This window comes from uncultured Ralstonia sp. (assembly GCA_913056305.1).
GTDB lineage: Bacteria > Pseudomonadota > Gammaproteobacteria > Burkholderiales > Burkholderiaceae > Ralstonia.
In genome coordinates, this window is sequence record CAJXMR010000012.1 from 23,153 (window position 1) to 47,256 (window position 24,104).

Sequence of the window (24,104 nt, forward strand, 5' to 3'; positions counted from 1 at the left end):
GGTGTCCTGCTAGTTGCTTTCGTTAATCTTGAAAGCTTGCGGATCGACAAGCATCATCATCATCATCCCGCCGGGGAAGATGTTGTTTGTCGTAATCTCGCGCTCATTGTGCGAATGCCACATGTAGGCAAACCCTGCTTCGGTGCTGGGGGGGTTCACTACAAGACTGCTGGGTGGAGTCGTGCCCGTCGCACCCACGGCTCGGATGGTGGCGTCGGGCCCCAGATACGGGCTGCCGCCGTACCAGGCACCGTTGGTGAGGATGTTCGGATCAGGCAGCGTGACCGGGCCACCGCTGGCGACGTCGCCAGTCGGGTTCGCTTCGAGCGGCTTCTGATGGTCCTCGCACCATTCGTAGTAGTTGGGTGCCGTAAGGGGTGCGGGCGGGTTGGAATCCTTGGTGTAATAGCCGTTGGCATCGGGGACGCAGATGGTGCCGTCCCCGGGCTTGTGCGCATACACGTCCCAGTTCAACCCCTTGCCGGTCCAATAGAAGATGCCGTCCATTGCCACGCCCGGGGTGGTTGTCGTCGTGAACAACAGCGGGCCTGCAAGCTTGGTCGCGTCATTCGCGGCGAGCAGCAGGTTGCCGTCGCGCGCCAGAATGCGCACGTGGTTGCCGTGTTCGTGGAACGGGTGCTGCCACCGCCCAGTGCCGATGATGCGCAACAGCACCATCTCGCCCGGATGCATGTGCGGGTTGCCGTTATACGGCTGGTTCGGATACTGCGGCGCGTAGTTGGAGTCCATGTCGTCCGGCATCGATCGGCCGTTGATCATGAAGTACGCGGGGTGGTAGGGCTCGGTCTGGACGAGCATGCAGCCGGTCGGCTGCGTGCACGGCAGGCCGGCCTGCTGCTCGGCCTGCGCGTGGATGGCCGGGTCCACCTCCGAGAACTGGAAGATGTATTCCCGGTCGTAGCACGCCATGCTGTGGTCATATGCGGCGGCGGCATTGCGGTAGTCAGGCTGACCATCCGGCAAGGTGCTGGCCACTGCGCGGCAACCTTGAGGCACGACCACGGTATGCGGCGCGGCCACTGAGGTCGGCAGGACGATCAGCGCGCCGTACAACCCCATTTCGATCTGCAGATCGCCTTGCGTGCCGCTGTAGTACGCATGCGTGCCGGGCGTGGATGCGACGAAGGTGTATGTCACGGTCTTTCCAGTCTGGGCCTCGCGCGCCAGCAGGCCCTGCACGCCGGTTGGCGTGCCGGAGCAGATGCCGGTGTTGGGGTCCAGCGTCCCGGAGCACACCTGGAAGCCAGGGAACAGCATCGAGGTGTTGCCGGCGGCCGGCGGCAGGTTGTTGGTGAGCGTGATCGTCACGACGTCGTTCTGATTGACGATCAAGGTGGGGCCCGGAACCTGCGCGTTCTGACAGATCTGCCCGTCCAGCGGATTGACGCTCGGCAAGAAGGCCGGCTTGGTGCGCGGGTTGCATCCGTAGGCCCACGAGTAGACGCTTGCACCGTCGGGCTGGTTGAGGCGCGTCTCCGCGGCGGTCAGATCGAACGTCGGACCGGTAATCCCCGGCACCGCTGCATGCGCGGCAATCGAGAACGCCGAGAGCAGCGTGACGACGATGGCCGCGGCGAGGCGCCCAGGCCACGCGTTCCACGTATGGAAGGTAATGTGGTTCACGGCAGGTCTCCTAGGAGCACAACTTCGTCACCGGGTCCACCGCGTTGCAGACGTGGACCTCGGTCATCAAGCCGCCGAAGTTCTCTGCATCGTTCGACAGATGGTCGAGGTTCGGCGTGTACAGGTAGTAGGTGCCCAGCGGATAGCTCGCGGTATCGCTCGCGTCCAGGATGACGTCAAGCGACTCGCCGCCACCCAGCGTGATCGAGTTCGTGAAGTACGTCATGTCGTTGCCGGCCAGGTCGCGCAGCAGCCGCGCGTTGATACCGATCACGTGCATCGGGATGCCGAGCGACGCGAGCGTCTGGTATTCGGTCACGTCGAGATTCGAGATGCGCAGCAGGGCCTTGCCGCCCAGCGGGACGTTGATGATCGTCGGCAGCGGTTGCGAAAAGTGCAGGGCTCCGTCGGACGAGGCGGTGGTCAATGGTCCGGCCGTGATCGTGTCCGGGTAGCTGCGGCCGTTGAGCATGAAATACTTGTCCTTCATGTCGGTGAACGGCTCGGGGTTGAACGTCATGCCGATGAAGTGGAAGTTCGGGTCGAAGCCGTGCATCTGGACGGGGTACTCGACGTCGTACGCGGTGGAGCCATCGCCGTCGTTGTACGCATAGAGCGTGGGGGTGCCGCTCTTGTTGTTGGCGTGCAATGGAGGAACGGTGGGCGCGGGCGGAAGCGGCGCGGAGCACAGGATGTCCGGCTTCGTCAGATCCGGTGTCGTCGTGGTTGCCGAGGTATGGGCGTAGCAGGCCGTGCGCGAGTCGATCTGTTGCGCGAGCAAGGAGTTCGGGTCGCCAATCGCCGGGTTGGCAGTGTTGCCATACAAGGACGCTCCAGCTGCCACCCGGTCCTGGCGCGGACGCACGTAGATCTGGCCGACCATGCCCATCTGCAGGTGTTCGGGCGGGGTGATATGGCAGTGCCAGAAATAGGTGCCCGCATCGGGCGCGAGGTAGTAGTAGGTAAAGCTGCCGCCGATGTTGATGGCGATCGACGCATCCGGCACGCCGTCATAGAACGACGACGCGTTCGGATAGCCGTGGAAGTGCACCGTGTGCTTTTCGAACAGGTCCGGGCGCATGATCATGCCGACGTTGGTCAGCGTGAGGAAGAACTCGTCGTCTTCGTCGATCGCCATCATCGGCGCCGGAATGTTGCCGTTCATCACCCCGACGTCCATGATCGGGCGCGGATCGACGTGGCCCGTGATCTGGCCGGCCGGGACGGTATTCGGGTCTGGCGCCAAGCCAACGGCGCCGTTGAACATGTTGGTCCGGAAGTTGTACGGATCACCGAGCGTGTTGAAGACTGACGCCGGTTGGGTGCCTGGCAGGCCCATGCTGATGTCGTACAGGCCTGAGAGCGGACCGAACGAGAACATGTAGGTCTGGACACCGTCGGCCATGGTCGAATAACCGTCGCCGCCCGAGATCTGCTGGCACTTGATCTGGCCGTGTACGTTGCTGGCCGGATCGCCGTGCGTGATCGTGGTGGGCGGGCACTGGACCCGGAACGACTGCGCACGCGCCGGAAGCGCGACAGCCAACAGCAACAGCAACGCTGCGAAACCGCTGCGTGCCACGCGAATTGCGAACATATGACCTCCTAGCGACTGGTCATTGCGCGCGGTACGCGTCAGGCGTCCTGTCCCACCCTTGCGGCGACCGTGCAGCCGACGATTCCCGTTCCCCCGTGACATCTATTGTGGAAAGCCGCGACGGCTTCCGACATGGGTCAACCTCCTACTGTTGAGGTAGGGCAAACCATCGTCAGCGCGCCCGCCGGCCCGGTTTGGTATTCGGCTTCGGCGGCACGCCCGGCAGGCTTGGCACGCCGGCGCCGCGCCTGAACAGGCCGGGCACCGGATAGATGAACTGCCACTCGGCGTAGGTTTGCGCGTTGGCGAAATACGCGTATCGGTCCGGAAAATTCGCCTGCTTGATCGGTACGCGGTCGGAACTGCTGCGGATTCCGTAGATACCGGTGCCGTCGCGCAAGAACTCCCAATCGTTGCGACCGGTCATCGGGTCGGGGTACGCACGGCGCAGGTGATGCAGCGCCACCGGGAAGCGCTTGTCGTTGATCAGATCGTCGACGGATGCCGGCAGGCTGTGGCCTGAAAGGTAGTAGCGCTCGATGGCGCGCCTGTATTGATTGCCGACGAACAGCAGCTCTTCTTCCTGCTGTCGCTGCCGCTGCAATGCCCAGAAGTCCAGCCCGGCAAGCAGTGCAATCGAGGCGAGCATCAATGCGATCAGCAGGGTGAGCATGACCAGGCCACGCCCTCGCCCCCTCTGCCTGGACAGCCTCGCACGGCTTGCCCACTGCGCGGCGTTCATTTTGAAGCCACCGGTTCGGACGCGGCAGCCGGCGCGCTTGCCTCGCGCTCCGCCGGCGCAACGTCGTAGATGCCGCCGGTCTTTGCCGTGTCGGTCGGTGGTGCGACGATGGTCCAGGCGGTGCTGCCATTGACAGGGTCGACCGGAATGCTGCGCAGGTAGCGCTTGACCACCAGGTCGTCGAGCTTGTCCGGATACTGGCCGTTATCGCCGTAGTATTTGTCGATAGCGTCACGGATCACCGCCAGGTTCTGCTGCTGAACCTGGGCCTTGCCGCGCTCGATGCTGTGGAAATACCGCGGCAGGGCAAGCGTCAGCAACAGCCCGATGATGGCCATGACGACCACCAGCTCGATCAGCGTGAACCCGTCGCGCCGCGCATTCAGTGCTCGCGTTGTCATGGCACTCCTCACCAGTCCTTGTACGGAATGCCGTTCAGACCCACGCCGTCCGATTTCGATGTCACATCGAACACATCGTCGCCGCCCGAGCCGCCGTCCAACGGCACACCGTATGCACGCACATTCCAGGTATCCGCGGCCAGCGTCGACGCGTCGCCTGTAAAGAACGGATCGCGCGGCACCCTTCGCAGATACATCAATAGGCGGCCTTTTGCGTCCTTAGCGTCCTTGACGCCGTCCACCAGTACCGCGAGCGACGGCGGATAGCCCGACGCGCCCGCCTCGTGCTCGATCGAACCCATGTCGCTCGCTTCCTTGTAGGCATCGAGCGCGGTGCGGACCTCACGCAGCGCCACGCGCAGCTCCTGCTCTTTCTGGCGCTGCACCGACAGCTCGGCGAGCGGCACGATTGCCATTGCAACAATGCCCACCAGCGCAAGCGTGATCACAAGTTCGATCAGCGTGAAGCCGCGGCTGCGCCGGTTCGCGCAACCGCGGTCAAGGTGGAGCCGCTGCAGACGGTTCATGGCCTAGTACGACCCTGACGGGACCGGGTGCAACGGGTTGTCGCTCGGCATATCACCAGCCGGCATCGTCAGGATGGGCGGCCGCTCCGTTGCGGGCGCGGCGGCCGGCGCTGCAGCGGGTGCCGGTGCCGGTGCCGCCGGTGCGGGCGCTGGCGCGGCTTCCGCAGGGGCTGCCGCAGCTTCCGGCGCTGCCGCTTCAGGTGCCGCAGCCGGCGCAGCTGGCGCTGCCGGTGCGGGTGGCACAACCCCTTCCGGTGGTGGCACCGTGGTCATGAAGCGCCCGCCAAACATGGCCGGCGGCGGCGTCGTGCGTGGTGCGGCCGCCGGCTGCCCGAACGAACTCTTGGGTGCGGCGCTGCTTGCCGCCGCAGCCGCAGCGGCCGGGGCCGCCGCCTTCTGGTCCTTGGCGGTCGAGCCGCCGCCCACCGCACCCGGAGCGACCCCTGCGGGGGCCGCAAGGGCCGGCACCGGCGTGGCTGCTGCCGCCCCTACGCTCGGCGGATCAAGCCGCAGTTGCTCGGTGCGCACGTTGCTATCGGTGCCGGACCAGATCTCGCGCGTATCGGCATCGGCCGCGAGCTGCGGGCGCACGATATGCGGCGTGATCTGCAGGACGATCTCGGTCTTCTTGTGCTCGCCATTGTGGTTCGAGAACAAGCGGCCAAGCACCGGCAGTTGCCCGAGGCCCGGGACCTTGTTGGCGGCGTCACGGTCTTCATCCTGGATCAGGCCACCGAGAATCTGGGTCTCGCCGTCCTTCAGGCGCAGGCTGGTCGACGCGTTGCGGGTGCCGATCTGATAGGCCAGCGAACTCAGGCCGGTCTGGGAATTGCTGCTGGAGATGACCTGCGTGATGTTGCTCACCTCCAGGCTCATCTTGATGCCCACGTCGTCGTCCCGATACACCTGGGGCTCGACCTCGAGCTTGATGCCCACGTCCAGATACTGGATCGATTGCGAATAGACCGGCCCACTGGTGCTGGGCACGCTGGAGCTGGAGATGACCGGCACCTTGTCGCCGATCAGGATCTTGGCCTTCTCCTTGTTGCGCGTGCGGATGCGCGGGCTGGCGAGCAGGTTCGCATCGGTGTCGGTCAGCTTGAAATTGGCCGTGGCCGACAGGCCGCTGGCGGTCAGCTGGTTGACGGTCAGATGGTGCAGACCGCCCCAGGTCGAGACACTGGATGGCGTGCCCAGCGTGAAGCTGTTCGGCCAGTCGATGCCAAGATCGGTCAGCCGGTCGCGCGAGACCTCCAGCACTTCCACTTCCAGCATCACCTCCGGCTCTGGCAAGTCCTGTGCGGCAATCATGCGCTCGGCCACGCGGACCGACTCCGGCGTGGCCCGGATCGACACCGTGTTGGCGTGCTCGTCGGTCACGATCTCCTTGATCTTCAGCAGGCTCTTCAGCAGCGATTCAATGTGCTTGGCGTTGGTGTTCGAGAGCTGGAACGTGCGTACCTTCAGATCCTGGTATTCCTGCTGCTTGGCAGGCGTGGCCGGGTAGATGAACACCGTGTTCGCGTTCAGCACCTTCTTGGCGAGCTGGTTCTGCATCAGGATCATGTCGACCGTGTCATCGAGCGTGGCGTTCGAGACAAAGATCGTGGTCTTCAGGTCGGTCCGCACGTCGCGGTCGAAGATGACGTTCAGGCCCGTGGTGCGCGACAGGCCTTCGAACACCATGCGCACATTGGCATCGCGAAACTGCAGCGAGACCGGCTTGCGCATGATCGATGCCGCCTCATTCTTCTCGCTGGCGGCCTGCCGCTGCAGGCGTCGTTTCTCATTGATATCGCGATACAGGCGTAACGCACCCGCATCCTTCGGATTGAGTGCCAACACCTGCTCGACGCGCTCGGCGGCGTTGTCATACGCGCCGCGCTCCATCATCCGCTCCGCTTCGAGCAGGATGATGCCGTCGCGCCGGTCGAGATCCAGCGCCGCGGCAATGCGCCTGGCGCGCTCGTTGGTCGGGTCCAGCTGCTTGGCATGCTGCAGCATCTGCTGGGCGTGGTCGAACTGGCGCGCAAGGCGCAGTTCGTCTGCCTCGTCCAGCAGCAATTTGACCTGCCGGTCGCGCTCATCCATGTACTTGAGCCGGAGTTGCGCATTGGACGGCTCGCGCTGGCTGGCGCTTTGCAACTGGTCGAAATTCTTCGGCGTCGCGCAGCCGCCCACCAGCAGGAGGAGGACGGCCCACGCGATACCGGTCTTCAGCACTGCGGCACGTGGCTCCGGGCGCGAATGGCAGCGGCCCGATCCAAGCGCAGCGCTCGAACGCAATAGCGGCTTCATTTAGTTCCCCTCACCTTGAACGGACATCGTTTGTTGTTGGTGCAGCGGCAGGTAAGTGAAGAGCGCGCCCGTGGTCGCAATCGAATCGAAGCGGTACGTGCCGTCAATCACCTCACCCGGCGAGACGATCAACAGCTTGTCGCCGTTGCTCACAAACACTTGTGGCTTGCCCTCGCCCGGATTGAGCGTGCCCAGATAGACGAACGGCAGCGGCGGCGCGGTCGGCGGCGGCGGCGGTTCGGGCGCCTGCACCACGACCGGCGGCGGCGGTGGCGGCGGTGGCAGCCACGACAGCACCGTGAACGGGTCATTGGCCGATTCTGGCGAGAGCGGCGCGCGCAACGCGGCCAGCCCTTCCCGCGCGGATGCGACGCGCGCATCCGCCTGCTTGGTCACTTGAAGCGCCTTGGAAGCACCCGAGGTGCCCGCTTGCGCCGCTTGTGCGGCTTGTGGCGGTACGTGGCGCTCGACGCGCGTGACTGCCGCCTCCGCGCGCGGCGCAACCGGACGCTTGGCCGTGACCCAGTACGACAGCGCGGCAATAGCGATCGCCACCGCTCCAACCAGCACGCGTGTCAAGAGAGGCAGCCTCATGATCGGCTCCCCTTGTAGATCAGATCAAAACGGATGCGCGCCTCCAGTACGTCGCCGCTGACCGCCGGCCGCTCGACGTGGATCTCCTGCAGCGCTGCATTGGGGAGGGTGTTCAGCACCAGCGCCACGAAGCGCCGAATGGCGACATACCGGTCCTTGACCGGCAGCAGGACCTGGTAAGTCGTGTACGCACTGGTGCGGTCGCCCCCCACCTGATATTGGGCAGACCCGAGGGTCAGATTCGCCGCCCGCGCCTGGGCGAGGATCGCCGCCACGTCATCGCTGCTCTGGGCGAAGCGCGGAAAGCGTTCGGGCAGCGAGTCCAGCAACTGCGCATCCGAGACCACGCGGGCCTCATGCGCGGCGGCCTCGGCGGTGGCAGCACGGGCCAGCACGGCCTTGCGATGCAGATCCCGCGTGCTGGCCTCGATGGCCGGTATCGCCAGCATGATGGACGCCGCCACCACCAGCAGGATCGCGCCTGACAATCCCGTCCAGCCAAACGTGCGCCGCAGCGCGAATTGCACCGTCAACAGGCGGTCGCGGAGCTGGGTAGCGTTCATGGCTTTCTCCACACCGCGGTCACCTGGAAGCGCACCGGCACACCGGGCACCGTGGTTTCGATCAGATGCGTGTTCAGCACCGCCTCGCGCAGCAGCGTGCTCTGCTGGAGATATTTCAGGTAGCCGATCAGCGCATCAAAATCCTTCGCTTCGGCGGTGATGCGGATCTGCCCCTGCGCCGGGGTCTGGTCGATCCCGATCAGCGCGACATCGTGTTCGCGGTAGCCCTCCACGATGGCCAGCAGGTCCTGCCACGGCACGGTCAGTTCGGAGAGCACCTTGCTGCTGTCCTTGGCAGCCTGCTTGGCTAGCGCAGACGGCTCCAGCGGCACGGCATGCTTCCTGGCGGGCCCGCTGCCCGCACTCGCGGCCAGCTCGGCACGCGCGCGGTCATTCTGCCGGTAGGCGCGCCAGAGTGCACTGCCCGCCAGCGACATCAGCAGCGCGGCCGCGATCAGCAGCACGAGCCCGGCAGCGGCCGGCCCCGTCCGGCGTTTCGCAAAGTCGATGGTCAGCGGCATCATTGTGCGAACTCCATCAGGCGAAGCGAGGGCGCTTGTGCGCTCGTGTGGTCCGTCAACAAGTGGACGTGGTCGAAGACCTCGTCAAACTGGCCCTGATCCACCGCAGCGCCACACAGGTAAACCGGGCAATCGTCACCACGCCGCGTGCAGGAGCGCTCGAACACGTGGCGGGCGACCTCCGCCAGCGGCACCCTGCCGGCATTGGGATTGGCAAATACCCGTTGCCCGTCGACGGCACACCAGCGCCCGTTCTCGATGGACACCGCGTGCAGCATGGTTTCGCCGATCACCAGCAGCAGGCCCTCGCGGCCCACCACTGCACGGCGCGTGCGATTGAGCACATGCGGCAGACCCAAGGTCAGGCTCGCCACCTCCGCCTGCGCGGCCGCGCAGGCGTCGTGGATACCGTCATGCAGCGTCCGCGACAAGGCACTGGCAAAGAGCGCCCGACCGTCTTCCCGGAGCTGCCAGCCGATCGACAGCAAGGCGGCATCGACGCCCAGGACGTCCGCAAAGTAGGCGCGCGCAACCTCGCCCACGTCGGCCGAGCGCAAGGTGCGGAAATCACCGCGCACGATGGCGTGGTTGCCCCAGAAGTCGTCCAGGACGATGGACGCGCGCCGCTTGGCGCGCGGGCCACGCAGCGCGTTGCCGGTGGCCTGCGGTGCGTCGGTCGCCAGCGCGCGGCGCAGCGCGTCGAGCGCGCCCTCCTCCGAATAGCGCAGCGCCGAGTCAAGCTCGATCGTCAGATCGGGGGCATGGGCGCCTTCCGGCGCAACCGCCACCGCCAGCGCCGCCTCGGCGGCGGCTTCCTCCGGTGCGGCTTGCGCGGGCCCGGGCAAGCCTGGCACGCCCCGCGCGCCCAACGCGGCATGCAGGCGCTCGGCGAAACGCGCCTGCGCGCTACGCCGCCGGCCCAGCGCGAGCGCGCTGGCACCCAGTCCGATGGCCAGGGCCTCAGTCGACGATCGTGACACGGTTGATCTCCTCAAGCGTGGTTTCACCCGCGGCAACCAGCTTGACCGCGGCCGCGCGCAGCGTCGTCATGCCGCTGCGCATGGCCGCCTGCTTGATGTGCCCGATCGGCGCGCGCTCTGACAGCAGTTGCCGCAACTCATCGTTCATCCGCAGGGCCTCTGCAATGGCGCGGCGGCCGCGATACCCCGTGCCGCGGCACGACGCACAGCCCACGCCGCGCCGGAACCGGTAGCCCTGCGCGACGTCGGGGTCGATGCCGGAGCGCAGGAGCCGGTCCGGGGCCACCTGCTCTTCGGTCATGCAATCCGGACAGCACTGGCGCAGCAGCCGCTGGGCCACCACCCCGTTGAGCGCGGAGACGAAGCTGTACGAATCGACGCCCATGTTGGTAAAACGCCCGATCACATCGAACACGTTGTTGGCGTGCACGGTCGTGAAGACCTGGTGCCCGGTCAGCGCCGCCTGCACGGCAATCTGCGCGGTCTCGCTGTCGCGGATCTCACCAACCATGATCTTGTCGGGGTCGTGCCGCAGGATCGAACGCAGCCCGCGCGCGAAGGTCAGGCCTTTGCCCTCGTTGACGGGAATCTGCAGGATGTCGCCCAACTGGTATTCGACCGGGTCTTCGATCGTGACGATCTTTTCCAGGCCGTCGTTGATCTCGGTGAGGATGGCGTAGAGCGTGGTGGTCTTGCCGCTGCCGGTCGGCCCCGTCACCAGCAACATGCCGTAGGGCATGGTGGCGATGGTGCGCATGAACGCCATGTCCTCGGCCTGGAAGCCGAGCGCCTCAAGCGTCAGCCCACCCGCGGCCTGCGACAGCTGGTAGCGGTCGAGGATGCGCAGCACGGCATCCTCGCCAAACTGGTTGGGCATGATCGACACGCGAAAGTCGATGTCGCGCGCGGCGTATTGCGCCTTGAAGCGCCCGTCCTGCGGCACGCGCCGCTCGGCAATGTCGAGCTCCGAAATCACCTTGAGCCGCGACAGTACCTGGTCGGCCAGATCCCGCCCCTCCATCCTGCTGACGACGCCGAGCACACCGTCGATCCGGTATTTGATGGTCAGTCCGCTGGCGCGGCATTCCAGGTGGATGTCGCTCGCCTGCAGCTTCAGGGCGTCGTAGATGGTCGAGTTGAGCAGCCGCACGACCGGGCTATCGTCGTGGCTGATCCCCTGCAGCGTCAGGGCCAGCGCCGCGGTTTCGCTGGCGCCGCGCACGGCGCCGTCCAGCGCGAGCGTGTCCATGGCCCGCACGTCCTTCTCGCGCGCGACGATGTACGCATTCATGTCGCCCACGGTCGCGAGCGCCCACTGATACGCGACGGTCGGCTGGGCACGCATGCGCTGGTCGACGCTGCCGCGCGTGCGGGCGTCCAGCGGGTCCGCCACCACGAAGAGCAAGCCCGCCCCATCGTGGAAGCACAGGCACAGGCGCGCGGCCGACTCGACAAACGGCATCACGCTGAAATCCGGCTCCAGCGTGTACATCTGGCGCAGCGCAATCGGCGTCATCCTGAACGCCTGGGCAAGCTGCGCGAGCACCGTATCGGCATCGGATTCGAAGTAGGCCGGCAGCTCCTCCAGCGCACGCAGGCCGGAGCCGTACCGCTCGCCCAGTTCGATCAGGGCGTTGCGCAGCCTCGCTCCGGGCGTGTCGACGGTCGCGTGGTTGATGTCCATGGCGGGCCTACTGAACGCTGGAAGCCAGTTGGAAGATCGGCAGGTACATCAGCACCACGATGCCGCCGATGACGAAGCCGATGACGATCATCATCACGGGCTCGACCAAGCGAGAGGCCAGATCGATCGCGTGGGAGACGTGCGCCTCCTGGAAGGCGGCGATCTTGTCGAGCACGGGGCCCAGACCGCCGGTCTTTTCCGCCACGGTCAGCAGGCGGTAGGTGATCGGGTCGGCCAAGCCACCGTCGAGAAACGCGTCGGACATCTTGCCGCCATTGCGGATGCGCTCCATGGCCTCGGCCAGCGCGGCGCGATCGGTGCGGCTGACCAGCCCGCGCGCCAGCTCGAACGCCTGCACCGCGGGAATGCCGCCGTCCACGAGCATGGCCGAGGTGCGGAAGAACTGGGCCTGCCGGTAGACGCGGAACTGCTCGCCGATGCCCGGCAGCGCGAGCAGCCGGTCGAAGAACCAGCTGCGGGCGGCTTCACGGCGCAGCGCCGCAACCGCGGCCAGCACGCAGAGCACGAAGCCGATCGCCAAGGCCTGGCCGTGCGCATGCACCACCGCGCCCCAGGCCATCAGCCATTGAGACAGCAGCGGCAACTCGCGCCCGCTGTGCTCCAGCAGGCCGGCAAAGCGCGGCACCACGAACGCGAGCAGGAACACCGCCACCGAGCACCCCACCGCCAGCAGCACCGCGGGATAGATCGACGCGGACACCACGCGCGTGCGCAAGGCCTGCAACGCCGCGCTGTTGTGCGAATAGCGCTTCAGGCTGGCCGCCAGCCCGCCCGTTTGCTCGCTGGCCTTGACACAGGCCACCAGCACTGCGGGAAAGATGTGGTCTGCCAGTTCCAGGGCGTTGGACAGCGCCAGCCCCTCTTCGAGGCGCCGCAGCAAGTCCCGATAGACTGCCGCCGATGCCTCCCGGCGTTCATTGCTGCCCAGCGTGCGCAGCGCGTCGATCACGCTCACGCCCGCATCGAGCAATGCCGCCAGCTCGCGCGCAAACAGCTCAACATTGAATCGCCGGCCGGCGAGCCCACTGCGGCCGATGCCGTGCTGCCCGCGCACGCTGCCGGAGCGCACTGCAATCACCCGCAACCCCCTCGATTGCGCAACCGCGGTGGCACCCGCTTGGGTGTCGCCCTCGATGCAGACGGTCTGCACCAGGCCAGCGGAATCGAAGACGCGCAGCAGGTACTTCACCTCAGCTCCCCTTTTTCCAGCCGGACACCTCACGGCCAGCCTGACCGGCCCTTCACCATGAAGTGATCGTCACGTTCTCGCCAACGCCACCGGGTTGGCCGCTCTTGCCTAGCGAGTACAAGTCGTATTCAGCGTGCTCGCCGGGCGACCGATAGACGTAAGGCCGGTCCCATGGGTCGAGCGGGACCGACTTCTTCAGGTACGGCCCGCTCCACCGCGGCTGGTTTTGCGGCTTGGCATTGAGCGCGTCCAGGCCTTCCTCGGTGCTCGGGTACGCGCCGACATCGAGGCGGTACTGGTCGAGCGCCTTGCCCAGCGACTCGATCTGCGCCTTGGCGATCTTGATATTGGACTTGCCGATCTGATCGAAGTACTGTGGTGCCACAAGGCCCGCCAGCAAGCCGATGATGACCATGACGACCAGCAGCTCCAACAGCGTGAAGCCGTCCTGCCAGCGCGCGCTGCAACGCACGGTCGTGCTGCCGCGGTCGTGCCGCGCGCGCTGGTGGATCCGGATCATTCGCCTATCAAGCACCACGACGCCCCCTTCCCCGTTGCCGCCTCGTCGAACCACTGTCCCGAAGAGGCTTGATCTCATTCTTGTCGCTGCACCACGGCGTAAGAAGTGAGGAACTCCCGCCCCCGCGCATGGGTAACGTCCCGATGGTCGATAGGCGCACTGCGCCCCGTTGCACACCGCCTCGCGAAACCTAGAATGTGATGACAAGAAAAGACCCCAGGGCCGTCGGGGCTGAACGCCTGCAGGCGTATGCCGACGATCGGCGCAAGCTGCGGCGGCGCGCTGCGCGAGCGTGCCGCGTCGACCGGTGACCCACGTTCGGAGGCCAGATGAAAGCATCTTCGCAGCGCGAAGGCCGGCATTTGGCGTGGCACGACGTGATCGACGCCGTGCGCAGATTGACTGCAACCCTCCGCCCCAACGAGCGCAACTTCGATGCCTCGGCGGACGTGCGCGGTGCGGCGTTCTGCATCCTCTCGCCAGACGGGCATTTCGTTTCCGCCAACGGCAGCACCGGCGCCATCTTCGGCTTGTCCGTCGACGAGCTGATCGGCCGCTCACTGCTCGACATGGTGGCCAAAGGCGGGCGGGAGCACGTGGTCGAGGGGTTGGCGCGTTGCTCGGCCGGCGGGTTTCACTCGTTCCGCGCCCGGCTGTGCGTCCGCGGCGGCCACCAGGCCACCATGCTGCTGCACCAGCATCCGATCTTCGACAGCGATGGTTGCATCGGTGCGCTGCTGACGATCTTCGAGGAGACGCCTGCCACCGAGCGCAAGGCACCCAACGGTAACGGTAACGGTGCGCTGGCGGCAGGCGAGCCGGACACGACGCGCCAGTACACCCACCTGATGATCGGGCAGGAACGCGAGCGCAAGCGCATCGCCGGCGAACTGCACGACGGGCTCGGACAAGCGCTCACGCTCATCAAGCTCACGGTGGAAGACGCCCTGATCCAGCTCCACCACGACAACGTGAGCGGCGCCACCGAGTTGCTCGATACGGCCGTGCTGCGCATCCGTGAGTCGATTGGCGACGTGCGCCGCATCTGCAGCGAGCTGCGACCAGTCCTGCTCGACCGCCTGGGCCTGGCTGCCGCGCTCGACGCACTGTGCAAACGGATCGAGCAAGGCTCGGGATTGCTCACGGTGCGCTTCGACTGCCGCGTCGAGGACGAAGAAGTGCCGGACAACCTGAAGCCGGACATCTTCCGCGTGACACAGGAAGCCATGAGCAATGCCGTCAAGCACGGCGCGGCCACCGAGATCCGGCTCAGCCTGCGCCGCATCGAGACCAACATCCTGCTGACGATTCAGGACAACGGCATCGGCTTCGATACGCAGCCGCTGGTTGCAGACCCGGACTCACTGTCCGGACTCGGCCTGATTGGCATGCAGCAGCGCGTCGAACTCAACGGGGGCAGCTTCTTCATCCAATCGACCGTAGGCGATGGCACGCTCGTCTCGGCGCTGTGGCGCGTTTGACGGCAGCCAGGAGAAAAGCGCAACCGCGCCTTCTCCTGCCCGCATGGCACCTACGTTTCCTGGCGGCTGACAGACGCCTCGCCGGCGCTGGCTTCATGGTGGCGATCCTGCAATGGGGCGATCAGGCCAAGGTCGATCGCCGCCAGCACCAGGCCCGTGACATTGCAGACGCCGAGCTTTTCCATCAGGTGCGCGCGGTACTTCTCGATGGTCTTGGGACTCAGGTTCAGGTATTGCCCGACCTGGCGGTTGGTGCGGCCTTCGGCCACGAGCTGCAGGACGCTGCGTTCGCGCGCGGTCAGCGTCTCCCAGGCGCTCTTGGGCGTTTGCGTGTCGTGGCCGTTGACGAACGACTGCACCACGTTGCCGTAGACATCGGCGCTGAGATGCCGCTTGCCCTGCATGACAAGGCGCATCGCCATCACCAGCTCTTCAAACGATGCATCCTTGAGCACGTAGCCGTCCGCGCCCACGCGCAACGCCTCACGCACGTACTCTTCGGACTTGTAGACGGTCAGTACCACCACGCGAATCTGCGGCAGGCGGCGCTTGATCGTCGCCACCATGTCGATACCGTTCATGCCCGGCATCGACAGATCCGTCAACACAAGATCCGGCACCAGCGAGATGGCAAGCTGGCAAGCTTCCCGCCCATCCTTCGCCTCGCCAACGACTTCGTACTCTCCCAAAGACGACAACATCGAACGCAGGCCACCTCTGAGCAGATGGTGGTCCTCCGCTATCAGCAAGCGATGTACATGGCTCACGGCAACTCCTCCCCAAATTGGTCCCTGCGCTGCCCGGGCCACCTGGGTGTGCTTGTTATCCCGAGTTTGTCGACACGATTGCTGGCTCTCTGGCCAGTTGTGTCAGGCCAGACCAGCAACATCCTCGTGCGATGTGCGGCCTGACCCGCACCGAACTAGGCAAGGACTGTGCCACTGCTGGCGAAGCCAACATGGCGCCGCCTTTCCTTCAATTTCCTGCGAGAAAGATTCGCGACCCATTACAAACCGTTACATCGTCGTAACAGGGATTTCCCGCTTCATGACTGGGCAAACACCCGGTAGTGGCACGCCGAATGCCCGCAAAGCCTGATGGCATCGCCATGTGCGATGCGCCCGATGCCACCCACATCACTCAACTTCACACTGCGTGGAGATTGAAACAATCCCGCAACGAGGATGGGGCGGAACCCGCCCGGGCGAGACGGGCGCCCGAACTCATGTCGCTTGGCTGAATGCCGCGCTAAGGCACTCAGCAGAAAGGATTTGCGCGCGAAGGCAAGGTGGGCAACCCAAGGGCGGGCAAGTGCGCGCCGGATGCATCATCCGCGAATCGACGGCACGCGCTGGTGGGCGCGCGTCCGGCAAGCCGGGCAGCCAGCGCGCCTTGCGGCCATGGATGCGCGGGCGGGCACGCCGGCCGGCGAACGCCGAGTGCGGGACGGGACGTTGGGGGCGCACAATCCAGCCGCGCACCCTCCGTTCTGAAGGTCGGCTGCCGGCGCTTGCGCGGTCTGAAACGTTTTCCCCGCGCTGGCTGTGGCACCTATTGGCTAGGCCATGACTACGACGCCCGGTCAAATCCGGTCGAGGTCTCACCGTGCGAGCATCGTGCTGCGTGCCGGGGAACGCCGGACACACGGGCTTGCCCAGGGTTGTCGCTCACGCTGCCAGGAAGCCTTCGCGTGAAGGAACGCTCACGGCGCGAAGTGTTTGGAGGCGACGTCGCGCGGGCTCCAGCTCATCGCCCAGGCGTACAACCCGATCAGCGTGCCGAACTGCAGGAAGATCGAGCCCAGCAGGAAGACCTGCGGATACCACAGCATCGAACCGTGCAGCAGCGCGACCGAAGCCAGCGTGTACTGCAGCGGGATCAGCAGGCACAGGTAGGCCATGGCCATGACCGACAGTAACAGCTTGCGTACCAAGCCGAAGTCGAGCACGTTGTAGATCAGCGCATACAGCCACGGCGTGATCAGCACCACGATCACCGACGCCTGCGTGAGCGAGGCGATCGACTTGCCGCCGTCGTACGGAAAGCTCGCCGGCCACACGAAGAAGTAGAACTGCGCGCTGGCCTGGACCAGGCCGACAAGGCGCAGGAAGTACGCCAGCGGCAGCGCATTGCCGCTGATGAAGCGCGTGCCGAGCAGCAGACCCAGCGTCACGATCATGCCGCACAGCCACTGCACTGCCGTGGGCAGGGCCGCATCGCTGTGCGGATACGGCACCGTACCGAAACCCGGCAACAGGGCAGGATCGGCACCCAGGCGGATCTGCCCGCCCAGGGCCACGCTCCAGAACCCAATGATGGTTTGCCATAGAGCCGACACCAACGGCCATGCAACGCAGAAGGCAACCGTGAGTGCCAGCGGAATCCCCAGCACGTCGACCCAGCGCACGAGTGGAAACGCCAGGCGCCGCATCGCGCGATGCATGACGATGCGATCGCCGCGATAGCCAATCACGCGCCGCGGCTCACGCCCGCGCAGGCGTCGATGCGTGGGTGGAAGGCCCCGGTGCGCGTGCTCAGGGGCGGCCTCGGGCGATGGCTGGGATGGACTCATCGGAAGCTCCAGCGGAAGCCGACTTCGCCGTACGTGCGGCTGTAGAAAGGGTTGTGGTAGTACTGCGCGCCCACCAGCAGCAGCAGGTTGTGCGAGACGCGCTCGCGCCACTGCACGGCGTAGGTCATGCTGTTGTAGTCCACCCGCTCGCTGCCGCTGGCGAACACCTGGTAGGCCTCGCGCGCGTGCTCCACCCGCACGATGAACGCGCGCTGATCGTCACTGCCGATGGTGGCGGCCAGGTACTGGCTCGGCCCGAACACCTGGCCCGGATTGGCCCGGTTGAAGCGCAGCCCGCCCTCGAACACCATCGACGAGAAATACGCCAGCGTGCTCAGGACCACGCCCTCGTCCGAGCGGCCGCTGTCCTGCCCCTCGGCATAGTAGGCGCCGATGCCGGCCACGAAACGCCGGTCGGGGCCGAACTTGCGGTAGCCGGCCACGTCCACGCGCCAGCGCGAGAACAGCTCGCTGCTGCCGGTGCCGGCGCCGACCGTCATGTAGGTGTCCTCCGACAGGTCGCGCGTGAGCGAGAGTGCGCCGTACTGGCCGGCAAAGCCGAAGCGGCTCTGGCGGTCCAGCTCGCCCTGCACGATGCCGAATGAGGTGACCATCATGCCGCGCACCGCCAGGCCCGTGGCCGAGCCCAAGCCGTTGGTCATGGGGCCATTGTCGAGCACGACTTCGATCGCGCCACGCTCGGGCTCCATCGGCACGGGCAGCGGTTCGGGCACGGTGGCGGCATCCGGCCCTGGTGTCGCCATGGGGTTCGGCATGGATGCCGATGCCGTCATGTCCTCGGCCTGCGCGGCACCGTCCTGTGCGGCCGCCTGCTCAGGCACCGGTGCGGCTTCCGGCATCGGCATGGGCTCGGCGCCATCGGCTGCCATGGCGGGCGCGTCCTGCGCAACGGCCGATGCAGGCGCCGGTTCAGCCGCCGGTTCAGCCGCCTGGGCGTGGGCGACCTGCGCCGTCATACCGCAGATCGCCGCCGACGCGATCCACGCGATTGGAGTTCGATACACGCTCTCGTTTCCCCGTTTGTTCTACGTTCTGTATTCGGGTGCCATCCTTTCTAGAGGCGCGGTGGCGGCCCGTTCTTCACTGCAATGTGCCGGTGCTACAGCAAGCCGCCGGCCTTCAGCCCGGCAGCAACGGCGAGCTTCTTGCCCGGCCCCGCCACCACCATCCAGTTGTTGCCCTGCCGGGTGATGCTGGCCTGCCCGCTCTCCACGCGCGGCTCGGCATAGCGGTCGGCCGGGAACAGCCAGGTCAGCTGGTCGAGCGAGGCCGGGTTCTCTGCGCTCACGCGCACGACGTTGCGCTCCGATGTCACCTGCCAGACGGTTTGCTCGCGCCGCTCGGCAAACTCGGCCATCTGCGTGATGGTGTGCCAGTGGAACCGCTTGCGAGCTTCCTCGGCATCAGCCGCGGCGAGCAGCGCCTCGATGGCGTGCAGGTAGCGCACCGCGCCCGGCGGGTGGAAGTAGATCAGGCGGATCTCGCCCGTATCGGTGGTGAACTTGACCAGCGAGGTCAGCCACGCCGCGATCTCCGGCTCGGGGATATGCGCCATGTCGGCTTCTTCGATGGTCGCGTACTCCCCGTAGGTCTGCACCGGGAACGACCAGATATGTTCGTCGCGGCGGCCGTTGCGGTAGGTGCGCGTGGGTCCCTGGCCGATGTTGCCCGTGAAGTAGTAGCCCTTGACGTTGTGCTCGTCCAGCCAGCGTGTGGCCCATTCGGGCTGGTTGCCGGTGGGCGCGGAGTACTCGGTCTGCGGCTTGCCGGTCAGCGCCTCGATGGCGTCGGCGTTCTTCTGCAGATAGGTCTCCATGGACGCCTGGTTGTCCTCGCTGACGTTCAGGCCGAACCAGTCGTGGATCCAGCCCCCATGACTGCCCACCTCGTGCCCCTGGCGCATGAGCCCGTGCACCACCTCGGCAAACGCGTGGTTGTTGGCCAGGTTCACGCCCAGGCCGTCGGTGAACTGGCGCTGGTCGGGGCCGGCGGTGATGTGGAAGCTGAACGGGCCGCGCTTGAACACGCCGTCCTGGATCAGGCGGTCGGTGGCGTCGATGCAGATGCGCGCGTCGCAGTGCCAGTTCAGCACCAGGCCGCCCACCCCCTGCGGTGCCGGCGACAGGCGCGGCTGCTCCAGCACATGGCCGGCGAAGTAGCTCAGGAAGCCGTGCATCAGCACGCCGTCGGTGCGCAGCTTGAGATAGGTCAGTGGCAGGTTGACGAACAGCACACGGCCCTTGCCCACGGCGCGCTCACCCGCGATCACGGTGTTGTCCTCCGCGCGCAGTAGCACTCGGCCCTGGTAGTCCTTGCCGGTATGTAGGGTGGGGTAGCGGAGCTTGTCCTCGCCGTAGCCCGACAGCACCGCGCGTCCGTCCACCACGATCCAGCGGCCCGGCGGGATGTGCAGGTCGACCATGTCGGCGGGCTGGCCGTAGACCGTCACCTGGGTCGCCATCTTGTCGCCCAGCGTGGAGTAGAAGCCGTAGGGCACGCCCGCCAGCGTCGACAGGCGCGACGCGCCATCCTCGTAGTAGCCCTTTTCGTTGAGGATGCCGGCGTCGTACACCTGCATGAGCGCGCCGCCCTCCTGCACGAACTGACCGATCTTGTTGATGAGCGAGGTGGTCATCGCGCGGTGCACGGTGTCGGGCAGGATCACGCCCGCGAAGGTACGCGCGCCGTCCAGGCCATGGCGCGCAAACTCCGACGCGCTCATGGTGCGCAGGCGCACGCCCTCTTCCAGGGCGGCGTCCTCCCAGGCCTGCGCGTAGATGCGGTTCTCGGCGCCCAGGTTGTCGGGCAGCACCAGCACGATGTCGTCGGTCTGCGGCCGGCCGGGGCCGGCGCTGATGCTGCGGTAGACCAACAGGACGCAGGCCAGCAGTGCGATGAGGATCAGCGCGCTGGTCTGGTGCTTGCGCCAGTGGATGGGGTTCGTGTTCGTGCTCATTGCGAGATGGCCATGGCGTGCGAGAGCCCGATCCAGGCGCCCTCTTCCATCAGGTTCCAGCGGCCCTCGCTGCGCCATTGCGCGGCCGCCTGCAGCCACGCGGCCGCGACTTTCCTATCCCCGAGCTGGTACGCCGCCCAGGCGATCAGCCCCCAGGGGAACGGATCGGCCTTGCCGGCGAGCCAGGCGCGCTCGTAGCGGTGCTTCCACACCGCCCATTTGCGCAGGGCGACGGGGCCGGTGTCCAGGTCGAAGACCCACAGGTAGACCGGGGTCACGGCGTTGGGATAGAAGCCCGGCGGCGTGGGCGGCAGGCTGGCGTACTCTGGTTCGAGCGCGCCGTCGAATCGGTAGTTGAAGGAGCGGGTGAGCCCGTTCAGCATCTGCGTATGCGATGGCAGCGCGCCCAGCTCGCGCGCATAGCGCGCTGCGGTCCGCGGGTCGGCTCGCAGGTACCGCAGCGCGCCGATCACTTCCACGTTGTCGGCAAAGTAGGCTTCCGTGCGGCCGGTGAGCGCCTGGAAAGTCTCGCGCCGCGGGTCCCACAGCGTGGCCAGGTTTTCGAGCGATTTGCCGCAGCTGGCCTGCAGGCGCACGGGGCCCTGCAGCACCTCGTTGACCAGCAGGCACCAGAACACCGCGAGCGAGTCGTCGGCATCGGCCAGGCCGCAGGCGACCCAGCTATCGCCGCCACTGCGGCAGATGCGCGGGAACGGGCCGTTGGCCTGCTGGTACGGCAGCAGCCAGTCGGCCAGGGCGGCAGCGTTCGCGCGCACGTCGACCCCCAGGCGGTGGGCCACCAGCAGGGCCTCGATCGCGGCGTAGGGCTCCACGTAATCGCCTTTGGCGAACACGGTCATGGCACCGTCGGGGGTGGTGAAGTCTGCGAACACGGGGGCGCTCTCGGTGGCGGGTGCAGCGGGCGCAGCGGCCATCACCGTCATGGAGAAGACGAGCCCCCCCCCCAGCACGGCAGCACAGCGGCGGGCAAACCGGAAGCAGATCATCGATGCACTCCTTTACGCGTCCACACGAGCGAACTCGTGCGCGGTGATGACCCCGTGGACAATGCAGCCCGGGGCGACGAACAGGCGGTTGCAGACGAGCGTGGTCGGCGCATCGGGGCGGCCGATGCGGCAGTTCGGGCCCAGGACGATGTCTTCGAAGCCGATCAGCGGGCCCAGCACGGCGCTACCGGCACCGATCTCGAGATTCTTCCGGGCCGACAGCGTCCCGATAATGCGCACGCCGCTACCGGTGCGCAGGTGCCCGTGCGTCTTGATGCTGCCGGCCAGCACCGTGCCGTCGGACACATGGCAGTTGCCGCGCACCACGTAGTCGCAATCGGTTGCGTCGTCGGCCGCGAGGTTGGCGTCACCATCCAGCACGCGCCGCTGGGTGCTGGGCTGCGGCATGTCGACCGGCTGCGCGGCCGCGCTGACATCGCCGAACGCCACCTCCGCCGCGCCGGCGCGCTCGAAGCGCGCGGGCGCCTCGACATGCACGCGCGCCTGGGCCGTAACGCGACCGTCGACGCGCACGTTGGGCAGCAGGCGGACGCTGCGGCCATGCACCCAGCGCTGCACCCTCACGTTCTCGCCGAGGAGGATGTCGCCTTCGGCCAGGCATGCGCGCAACTGGGTGTCGTGCTCGACCTCCACGTCCTGCCCTACGTACAGATCCGCGCGGACCCGGCTGCGCGCCGCCAGCCAGGCATTGCCTGGGAACACCACGATATGGTTGGCCGTGCCCAGTGCACGCGCGAGCGCCGACGGCTCGCCGTCCGGCAGCGTGCGCGGGTCGACGCCGACGCTCAGCTCCGCGCTGGTGGGCACCGCATAGGCCATGCCCGCCTCGCGCATTGCGTCAAGATCGACGCCGTGCTGTTCCATCAGCCGCCGGCGGAAGCTATTGGCAAAGAACGTGAGGCTGTTGGGCTGGTCGCGGCGCATCGGCAGCGGCGCGTAATCGGTCGGGCGCAGCCACTCGGCCAGCGCCGGCACAAACGGCAGCAGCACCAGGCCCGCCACCGTTCCGGTCAGTAGAAAATAGTTCGCGATCATGAGCCTTCCGCCCCAGGCCGGGCCGGGGCCTCGCCGCTCACCATGCTGGCCACGCCGGCGGCTTCGGTGCGGAAGCGCTCGGTCTTGTCCCACACCAGCTCACGCTTGTTCCAGGCGTCCATCACCTGCGTAAGCGCCGCGCGCGAGATCGTCACCATGCTGATCAGGAAGCCGAACAGGTTCAGCGGCAGCAGGCGGATGCGGTTGCGGTGGCCATCGAGGTAGGTAGCCGCTGCAATCTCGAAGAAGGCGGCATTGCTGCCCAGCCCGCCATAGCACACCAGCGCGGCCAGGAAGATCCAGCCCGAGACGATGGACTGCGCCGCCGCGTAGAACAGGATCACCGCCACCACCCAGCCCAGCAGCTGGACCATCGGCATGACGAAGATCAGCAGCAGCAGCGCGCCGTCGAGCCGCTCGATGCGGCCGATGCGGTCGTTGGCCAGCAGCTTGCGGATGTTGTTGACCATCACCTGGTTGTGGCCGCGCGACCAGCGGCTGATCTGCTTCAGGCGCACCGGCCAGACTTCGGGCACCTCTTCGTAGCACTCCGAGCGGTTCTGGTAGACCGTCTTCCAGCCGTGCTGCAGCAGGCGGAAGGTCACATCGGTGTCTTCGGCCAGCGTGTCGATGTTCCAGCCGCCGATGTCGTCCAGCGCGCGGCGGCGGATGCCGCCCACGGTGCCGCCATACTGCGGCACCAGGCCGAGGTTCATGCGGGCGGTCTGGTCCACCTGGTAGCCACCGGCGCGCTCCAGGTCGAGCAGGCGCGTGAGCAGGTTGGTGCCGGCGTTGACGGGCACCACGCGCCCCATGATCGCGCCGACTTCCGGATCGAAGAACGGCGCCACCAGCTGCTTGATCAGGCCGCGTGCCGGCAGGTAGTCGGCATCGAACACGATCATGATCTCGGCGTCGATCAACTGGGTGGCATCGCGCAGCGCAGCCGCCTTGCCGGGCCGCCCTTCGGTGCGATGGAACAGTTGGAAGCGGCCCGGATTGCGCGCCGCGATCTCGTCGATGATCTCGCGCGTGCGGTCTTTCGACCGGTCGTTGACCGGCATGATGGTCATCTTGTCGCGCGGGTAGTCCACCAGCAGCAGCGCATTGAGGCAGTCGGCAATCACGCGCTCCTCGTTATGCGCCGCCACGCAGACCACCACGCGCGGCCAGACCCCCTGCTCGATGTCGAGGTAGGGCTGGCGTTGGCGGCCGAACAACCGGTTGAGCGTGAACACATAGTGCCGCGCGGTGTAGATCACCAGCAGCGTGATGATGCAGAACGCGAGGCCCAGCAGGATGTCGATGGCGAGCGCAGAGAGGTCCATGATCGCGGTCAGGTTGCGCGCGCCTTGCACGCCGAAGGGCGGACTTCGGCAGCAACGCCGAACGCGCTCAAAGACCGATCGCCGGCCGGGCAGTCTACGCGCCGCATGGAAATCCCCGTTACAATTTTTGCAAGGTCGGCGCGAGTCTATGAAGAACGGTGCAGCAGTGTCTATAGAACGAATGCGCTAAAACGCAAACTGATCCGGCTGGCAATCGCACCCGCTCCATGTGCACGTCTGATATACAAACCGACCCCAGCCGCGCAAAACAGGGGCGCAATGTACAGCGCGCCTGTGCGGATGCGCAGGGTGGACTTTTGCGCGAATGCGGAATTGTTTTGCTGCAAGGGAAAATATTTCTGGCCTGCGGCTGTTTTGGAGAAACCGCCCCTGGCACCCCCG

Annotated in this window: 21 protein-coding genes; 1 reads left to right on the plus strand and 20 read right to left on the minus strand. The window is 66.4% G+C overall.

What is annotated here, in order from left to right; translation table 11 throughout:
* Positions 1-9 precede the first annotated feature (9 nt).
* From QZ609_RS03860 to gspG, 13 genes are all read right to left on the minus strand, one after another.
* Positions 10-1,644, minus strand: coding sequence for a multicopper oxidase family protein (locus QZ609_RS03860; RefSeq protein ID WP_295491304.1), 1,635 nt, complete (start codon positions 1,642-1,644; stop codon positions 10-12).
* A 10-nt stretch (positions 1,645-1,654) separates the two neighbouring features.
* The gene (locus QZ609_RS03865; protein ID WP_295491307.1) at positions 1,655-3,241 is read right to left on the minus strand and encodes a multicopper oxidase family protein; all 1,587 of its coding nucleotides are present in this window, start codon (positions 3,239-3,241) and stop codon (positions 1,655-1,657) included.
* 172 nt (positions 3,242-3,413) lie between these two features.
* Positions 3,414-3,914 carry a type II secretion system protein gene (locus QZ609_RS03870; RefSeq protein WP_295491310.1) on the minus strand — a complete coding sequence of 167 codons (501 nt, stop codon included), beginning with the start codon at positions 3,912-3,914 and terminating at the stop codon, positions 3,414-3,416.
* A gap of 65 nt (positions 3,915-3,979) precedes the next feature.
* Positions 3,980-4,384 carry a type II secretion system protein gene (locus QZ609_RS03875; RefSeq protein WP_295491313.1) on the minus strand — a complete coding sequence of 135 codons (405 nt, stop codon included), beginning with the start codon at positions 4,382-4,384 and terminating at the stop codon, positions 3,980-3,982.
* 8 nt (positions 4,385-4,392) lie between these two features.
* Positions 4,393-4,911, minus strand: coding sequence for a type II secretion system protein (locus tag QZ609_RS03880; RefSeq protein ID WP_295491315.1), 519 nt, complete (start codon positions 4,909-4,911; stop codon positions 4,393-4,395).
* A 3-nt stretch (positions 4,912-4,914) separates the two neighbouring features.
* The gene (locus QZ609_RS03885; protein ID WP_295491318.1) at positions 4,915-7,209 is read right to left on the minus strand and encodes a type IV pilus secretin PilQ; all 2,295 of its coding nucleotides are present in this window, start codon (positions 7,207-7,209) and stop codon (positions 4,915-4,917) included.
* Entirely contained in the window at positions 7,210-7,803 is a 594-nt protein-coding gene (locus QZ609_RS03890; RefSeq protein WP_295491320.1) for a secretion system X translation initiation factor, read from the minus strand.
* Positions 7,800-8,366 (minus strand): hypothetical protein, encoded by a 567-nt coding sequence (locus QZ609_RS03895; RefSeq protein ID WP_295491323.1) that lies wholly within the window; start codon positions 8,364-8,366, stop codon positions 7,800-7,802. Before QZ609_RS03895 ends, QZ609_RS03890 begins: the two co-directional genes overlap by 4 nt.
* Positions 8,363-8,890 (minus strand): hypothetical protein, encoded by a 528-nt coding sequence (locus QZ609_RS03900; protein WP_295491326.1) that lies wholly within the window; start codon positions 8,888-8,890, stop codon positions 8,363-8,365. The genes QZ609_RS03895 and QZ609_RS03900 overlap by 4 nt, the downstream gene beginning before the upstream one ends.
* Positions 8,887-9,867 (minus strand): hypothetical protein, encoded by a 981-nt coding sequence (locus QZ609_RS03905; protein WP_295491328.1) that lies wholly within the window; start codon positions 9,865-9,867, stop codon positions 8,887-8,889. The genes QZ609_RS03900 and QZ609_RS03905 overlap by 4 nt, the downstream gene beginning before the upstream one ends.
* Entirely contained in the window at positions 9,848-11,551 is a 1,704-nt protein-coding gene (locus tag QZ609_RS03910) for a GspE/PulE family protein (RefSeq protein WP_295491331.1), read from the minus strand. The genes QZ609_RS03905 and QZ609_RS03910 overlap by 20 nt, the downstream gene beginning before the upstream one ends.
* Before the next feature lie 7 nt (positions 11,552-11,558).
* Positions 11,559-12,761 carry a type II secretion system F family protein gene (locus QZ609_RS03915; protein ID WP_295491334.1) on the minus strand — a complete coding sequence of 401 codons (1,203 nt, stop codon included), beginning with the start codon at positions 12,759-12,761 and terminating at the stop codon, positions 11,559-11,561.
* Between the two features lie 52 nt (positions 12,762-12,813).
* On the minus strand, positions 12,814-13,281 hold the full coding sequence (gene gspG, locus QZ609_RS03920) for a type II secretion system major pseudopilin GspG (protein ID WP_295491337.1): 468 nt from the start codon (positions 13,279-13,281) through the stop codon (positions 12,814-12,816).
* A 329-nt stretch (positions 13,282-13,610) separates the two neighbouring features.
* Here gspG and QZ609_RS03925 point away from each other — a divergent pair, with 329 nt between their 5' ends.
* On the plus strand, positions 13,611-14,762 hold the full coding sequence (locus QZ609_RS03925) for a PAS domain-containing protein (RefSeq protein ID WP_295491339.1): 1,152 nt from the start codon (positions 13,611-13,613) through the stop codon (positions 14,760-14,762).
* 50 nt (positions 14,763-14,812) lie between these two features.
* Here the strand turns inward: QZ609_RS03925 and QZ609_RS03930 are convergent, their stop codons facing one another.
* From QZ609_RS03930 to QZ609_RS03960, 7 genes are all read right to left on the minus strand, one after another.
* Positions 14,813-15,529, minus strand: a complete 717-nt coding sequence (locus tag QZ609_RS03930) for a response regulator transcription factor (protein ID WP_295491342.1) — start codon at positions 15,527-15,529, stop codon at positions 14,813-14,815.
* A 935-nt stretch (positions 15,530-16,464) separates the two neighbouring features.
* Positions 16,465-17,334 carry a hypothetical protein gene (locus tag QZ609_RS03935; RefSeq protein ID WP_295491344.1) on the minus strand — a complete coding sequence of 290 codons (870 nt, stop codon included), beginning with the start codon at positions 17,332-17,334 and terminating at the stop codon, positions 16,465-16,467.
* Positions 17,331-18,359 carry a YaiO family outer membrane beta-barrel protein gene (locus QZ609_RS03940; protein ID WP_295491346.1) on the minus strand — a complete coding sequence of 343 codons (1,029 nt, stop codon included), beginning with the start codon at positions 18,357-18,359 and terminating at the stop codon, positions 17,331-17,333. The genes QZ609_RS03935 and QZ609_RS03940 overlap by 4 nt, the downstream gene beginning before the upstream one ends.
* Before the next feature lie 95 nt (positions 18,360-18,454).
* Entirely contained in the window at positions 18,455-20,311 is a 1,857-nt protein-coding gene (locus tag QZ609_RS03945; protein WP_295491348.1) for a polysaccharide deacetylase family protein, read from the minus strand.
* Positions 20,308-21,318 (minus strand): hypothetical protein, encoded by a 1,011-nt coding sequence (locus tag QZ609_RS03950; RefSeq protein ID WP_295491351.1) that lies wholly within the window; start codon positions 21,316-21,318, stop codon positions 20,308-20,310. Before QZ609_RS03950 ends, QZ609_RS03945 begins: the two co-directional genes overlap by 4 nt.
* A gap of 12 nt (positions 21,319-21,330) precedes the next feature.
* Entirely contained in the window at positions 21,331-22,374 is a 1,044-nt protein-coding gene (locus QZ609_RS03955; RefSeq protein WP_295491353.1) for a polymer-forming cytoskeletal protein, read from the minus strand.
* Positions 22,371-23,702, minus strand: coding sequence for a glycosyltransferase (locus tag QZ609_RS03960; protein ID WP_295491356.1), 1,332 nt, complete (start codon positions 23,700-23,702; stop codon positions 22,371-22,373). The genes QZ609_RS03955 and QZ609_RS03960 overlap by 4 nt, the downstream gene beginning before the upstream one ends.
* Positions 23,703-24,104: the final 402 nt, after the last annotated feature.

Excerpts from the sequence above, each read along its gene's own strand:
- QZ609_RS03865 (WP_295491307.1), bottom strand. The coding sequence starts at position 3,241 with ATGTTCGCAATTCGCGTGGCACGCAGCGGTTTCGCAGCGTTGCTGTTG.
- QZ609_RS03870 (WP_295491310.1), bottom strand. The coding sequence starts at position 3,914 with ATGCTCACCCTGCTGATCGCATTGATGCTCGCCTCGATTGCACTGCTT.
- QZ609_RS03875 (WP_295491313.1), bottom strand. The coding sequence starts at position 4,384 with ATGACAACGCGAGCACTGAATGCGCGGCGCGACGGGTTCACGCTGATC.
- QZ609_RS03880 (WP_295491315.1), bottom strand. The coding sequence starts at position 4,911 with ATGAACCGTCTGCAGCGGCTCCACCTTGACCGCGGTTGCGCGAACCGG.
- QZ609_RS03885 (WP_295491318.1), bottom strand. The coding sequence starts at position 7,209 with ATGAAGCCGCTATTGCGTTCGAGCGCTGCGCTTGGATCGGGCCGCTGC.
- QZ609_RS03890 (WP_295491320.1), bottom strand. The coding sequence starts at position 7,803 with ATGAGGCTGCCTCTCTTGACACGCGTGCTGGTTGGAGCGGTGGCGATC.
- QZ609_RS03895 (WP_295491323.1), bottom strand. The coding sequence starts at position 8,366 with ATGAACGCTACCCAGCTCCGCGACCGCCTGTTGACGGTGCAATTCGCG.
- QZ609_RS03900 (WP_295491326.1), bottom strand. The coding sequence starts at position 8,890 with ATGATGCCGCTGACCATCGACTTTGCGAAACGCCGGACGGGGCCGGCC.
- QZ609_RS03910 (WP_295491331.1), bottom strand. The coding sequence starts at position 11,551 with ATGGACATCAACCACGCGACCGTCGACACGCCCGGAGCGAGGCTGCGC.
- gspG (WP_295491337.1), bottom strand. The coding sequence starts at position 13,281 with ATGATCCGGATCCACCAGCGCGCGCGGCACGACCGCGGCAGCACGACC.
- QZ609_RS03925 (WP_295491339.1), top strand. The coding sequence starts at position 13,611 with ATGAAAGCATCTTCGCAGCGCGAAGGCCGGCATTTGGCGTGGCACGAC.
- QZ609_RS03935 (WP_295491344.1), bottom strand. The coding sequence starts at position 17,334 with ATGAGTCCATCCCAGCCATCGCCCGAGGCCGCCCCTGAGCACGCGCAC.
- QZ609_RS03945 (WP_295491348.1), bottom strand. The coding sequence starts at position 20,311 with ATGAGCACGAACACGAACCCCATCCACTGGCGCAAGCACCAGACCAGC.
- QZ609_RS03950 (WP_295491351.1), bottom strand. The coding sequence starts at position 21,318 with ATGATCTGCTTCCGGTTTGCCCGCCGCTGTGCTGCCGTGCTGGGGGGG.
- QZ609_RS03955 (WP_295491353.1), bottom strand. The coding sequence starts at position 22,374 with ATGATCGCGAACTATTTTCTACTGACCGGAACGGTGGCGGGCCTGGTG.
- QZ609_RS03960 (WP_295491356.1), bottom strand. The coding sequence starts at position 23,702 with ATGGACCTCTCTGCGCTCGCCATCGACATCCTGCTGGGCCTCGCGTTC.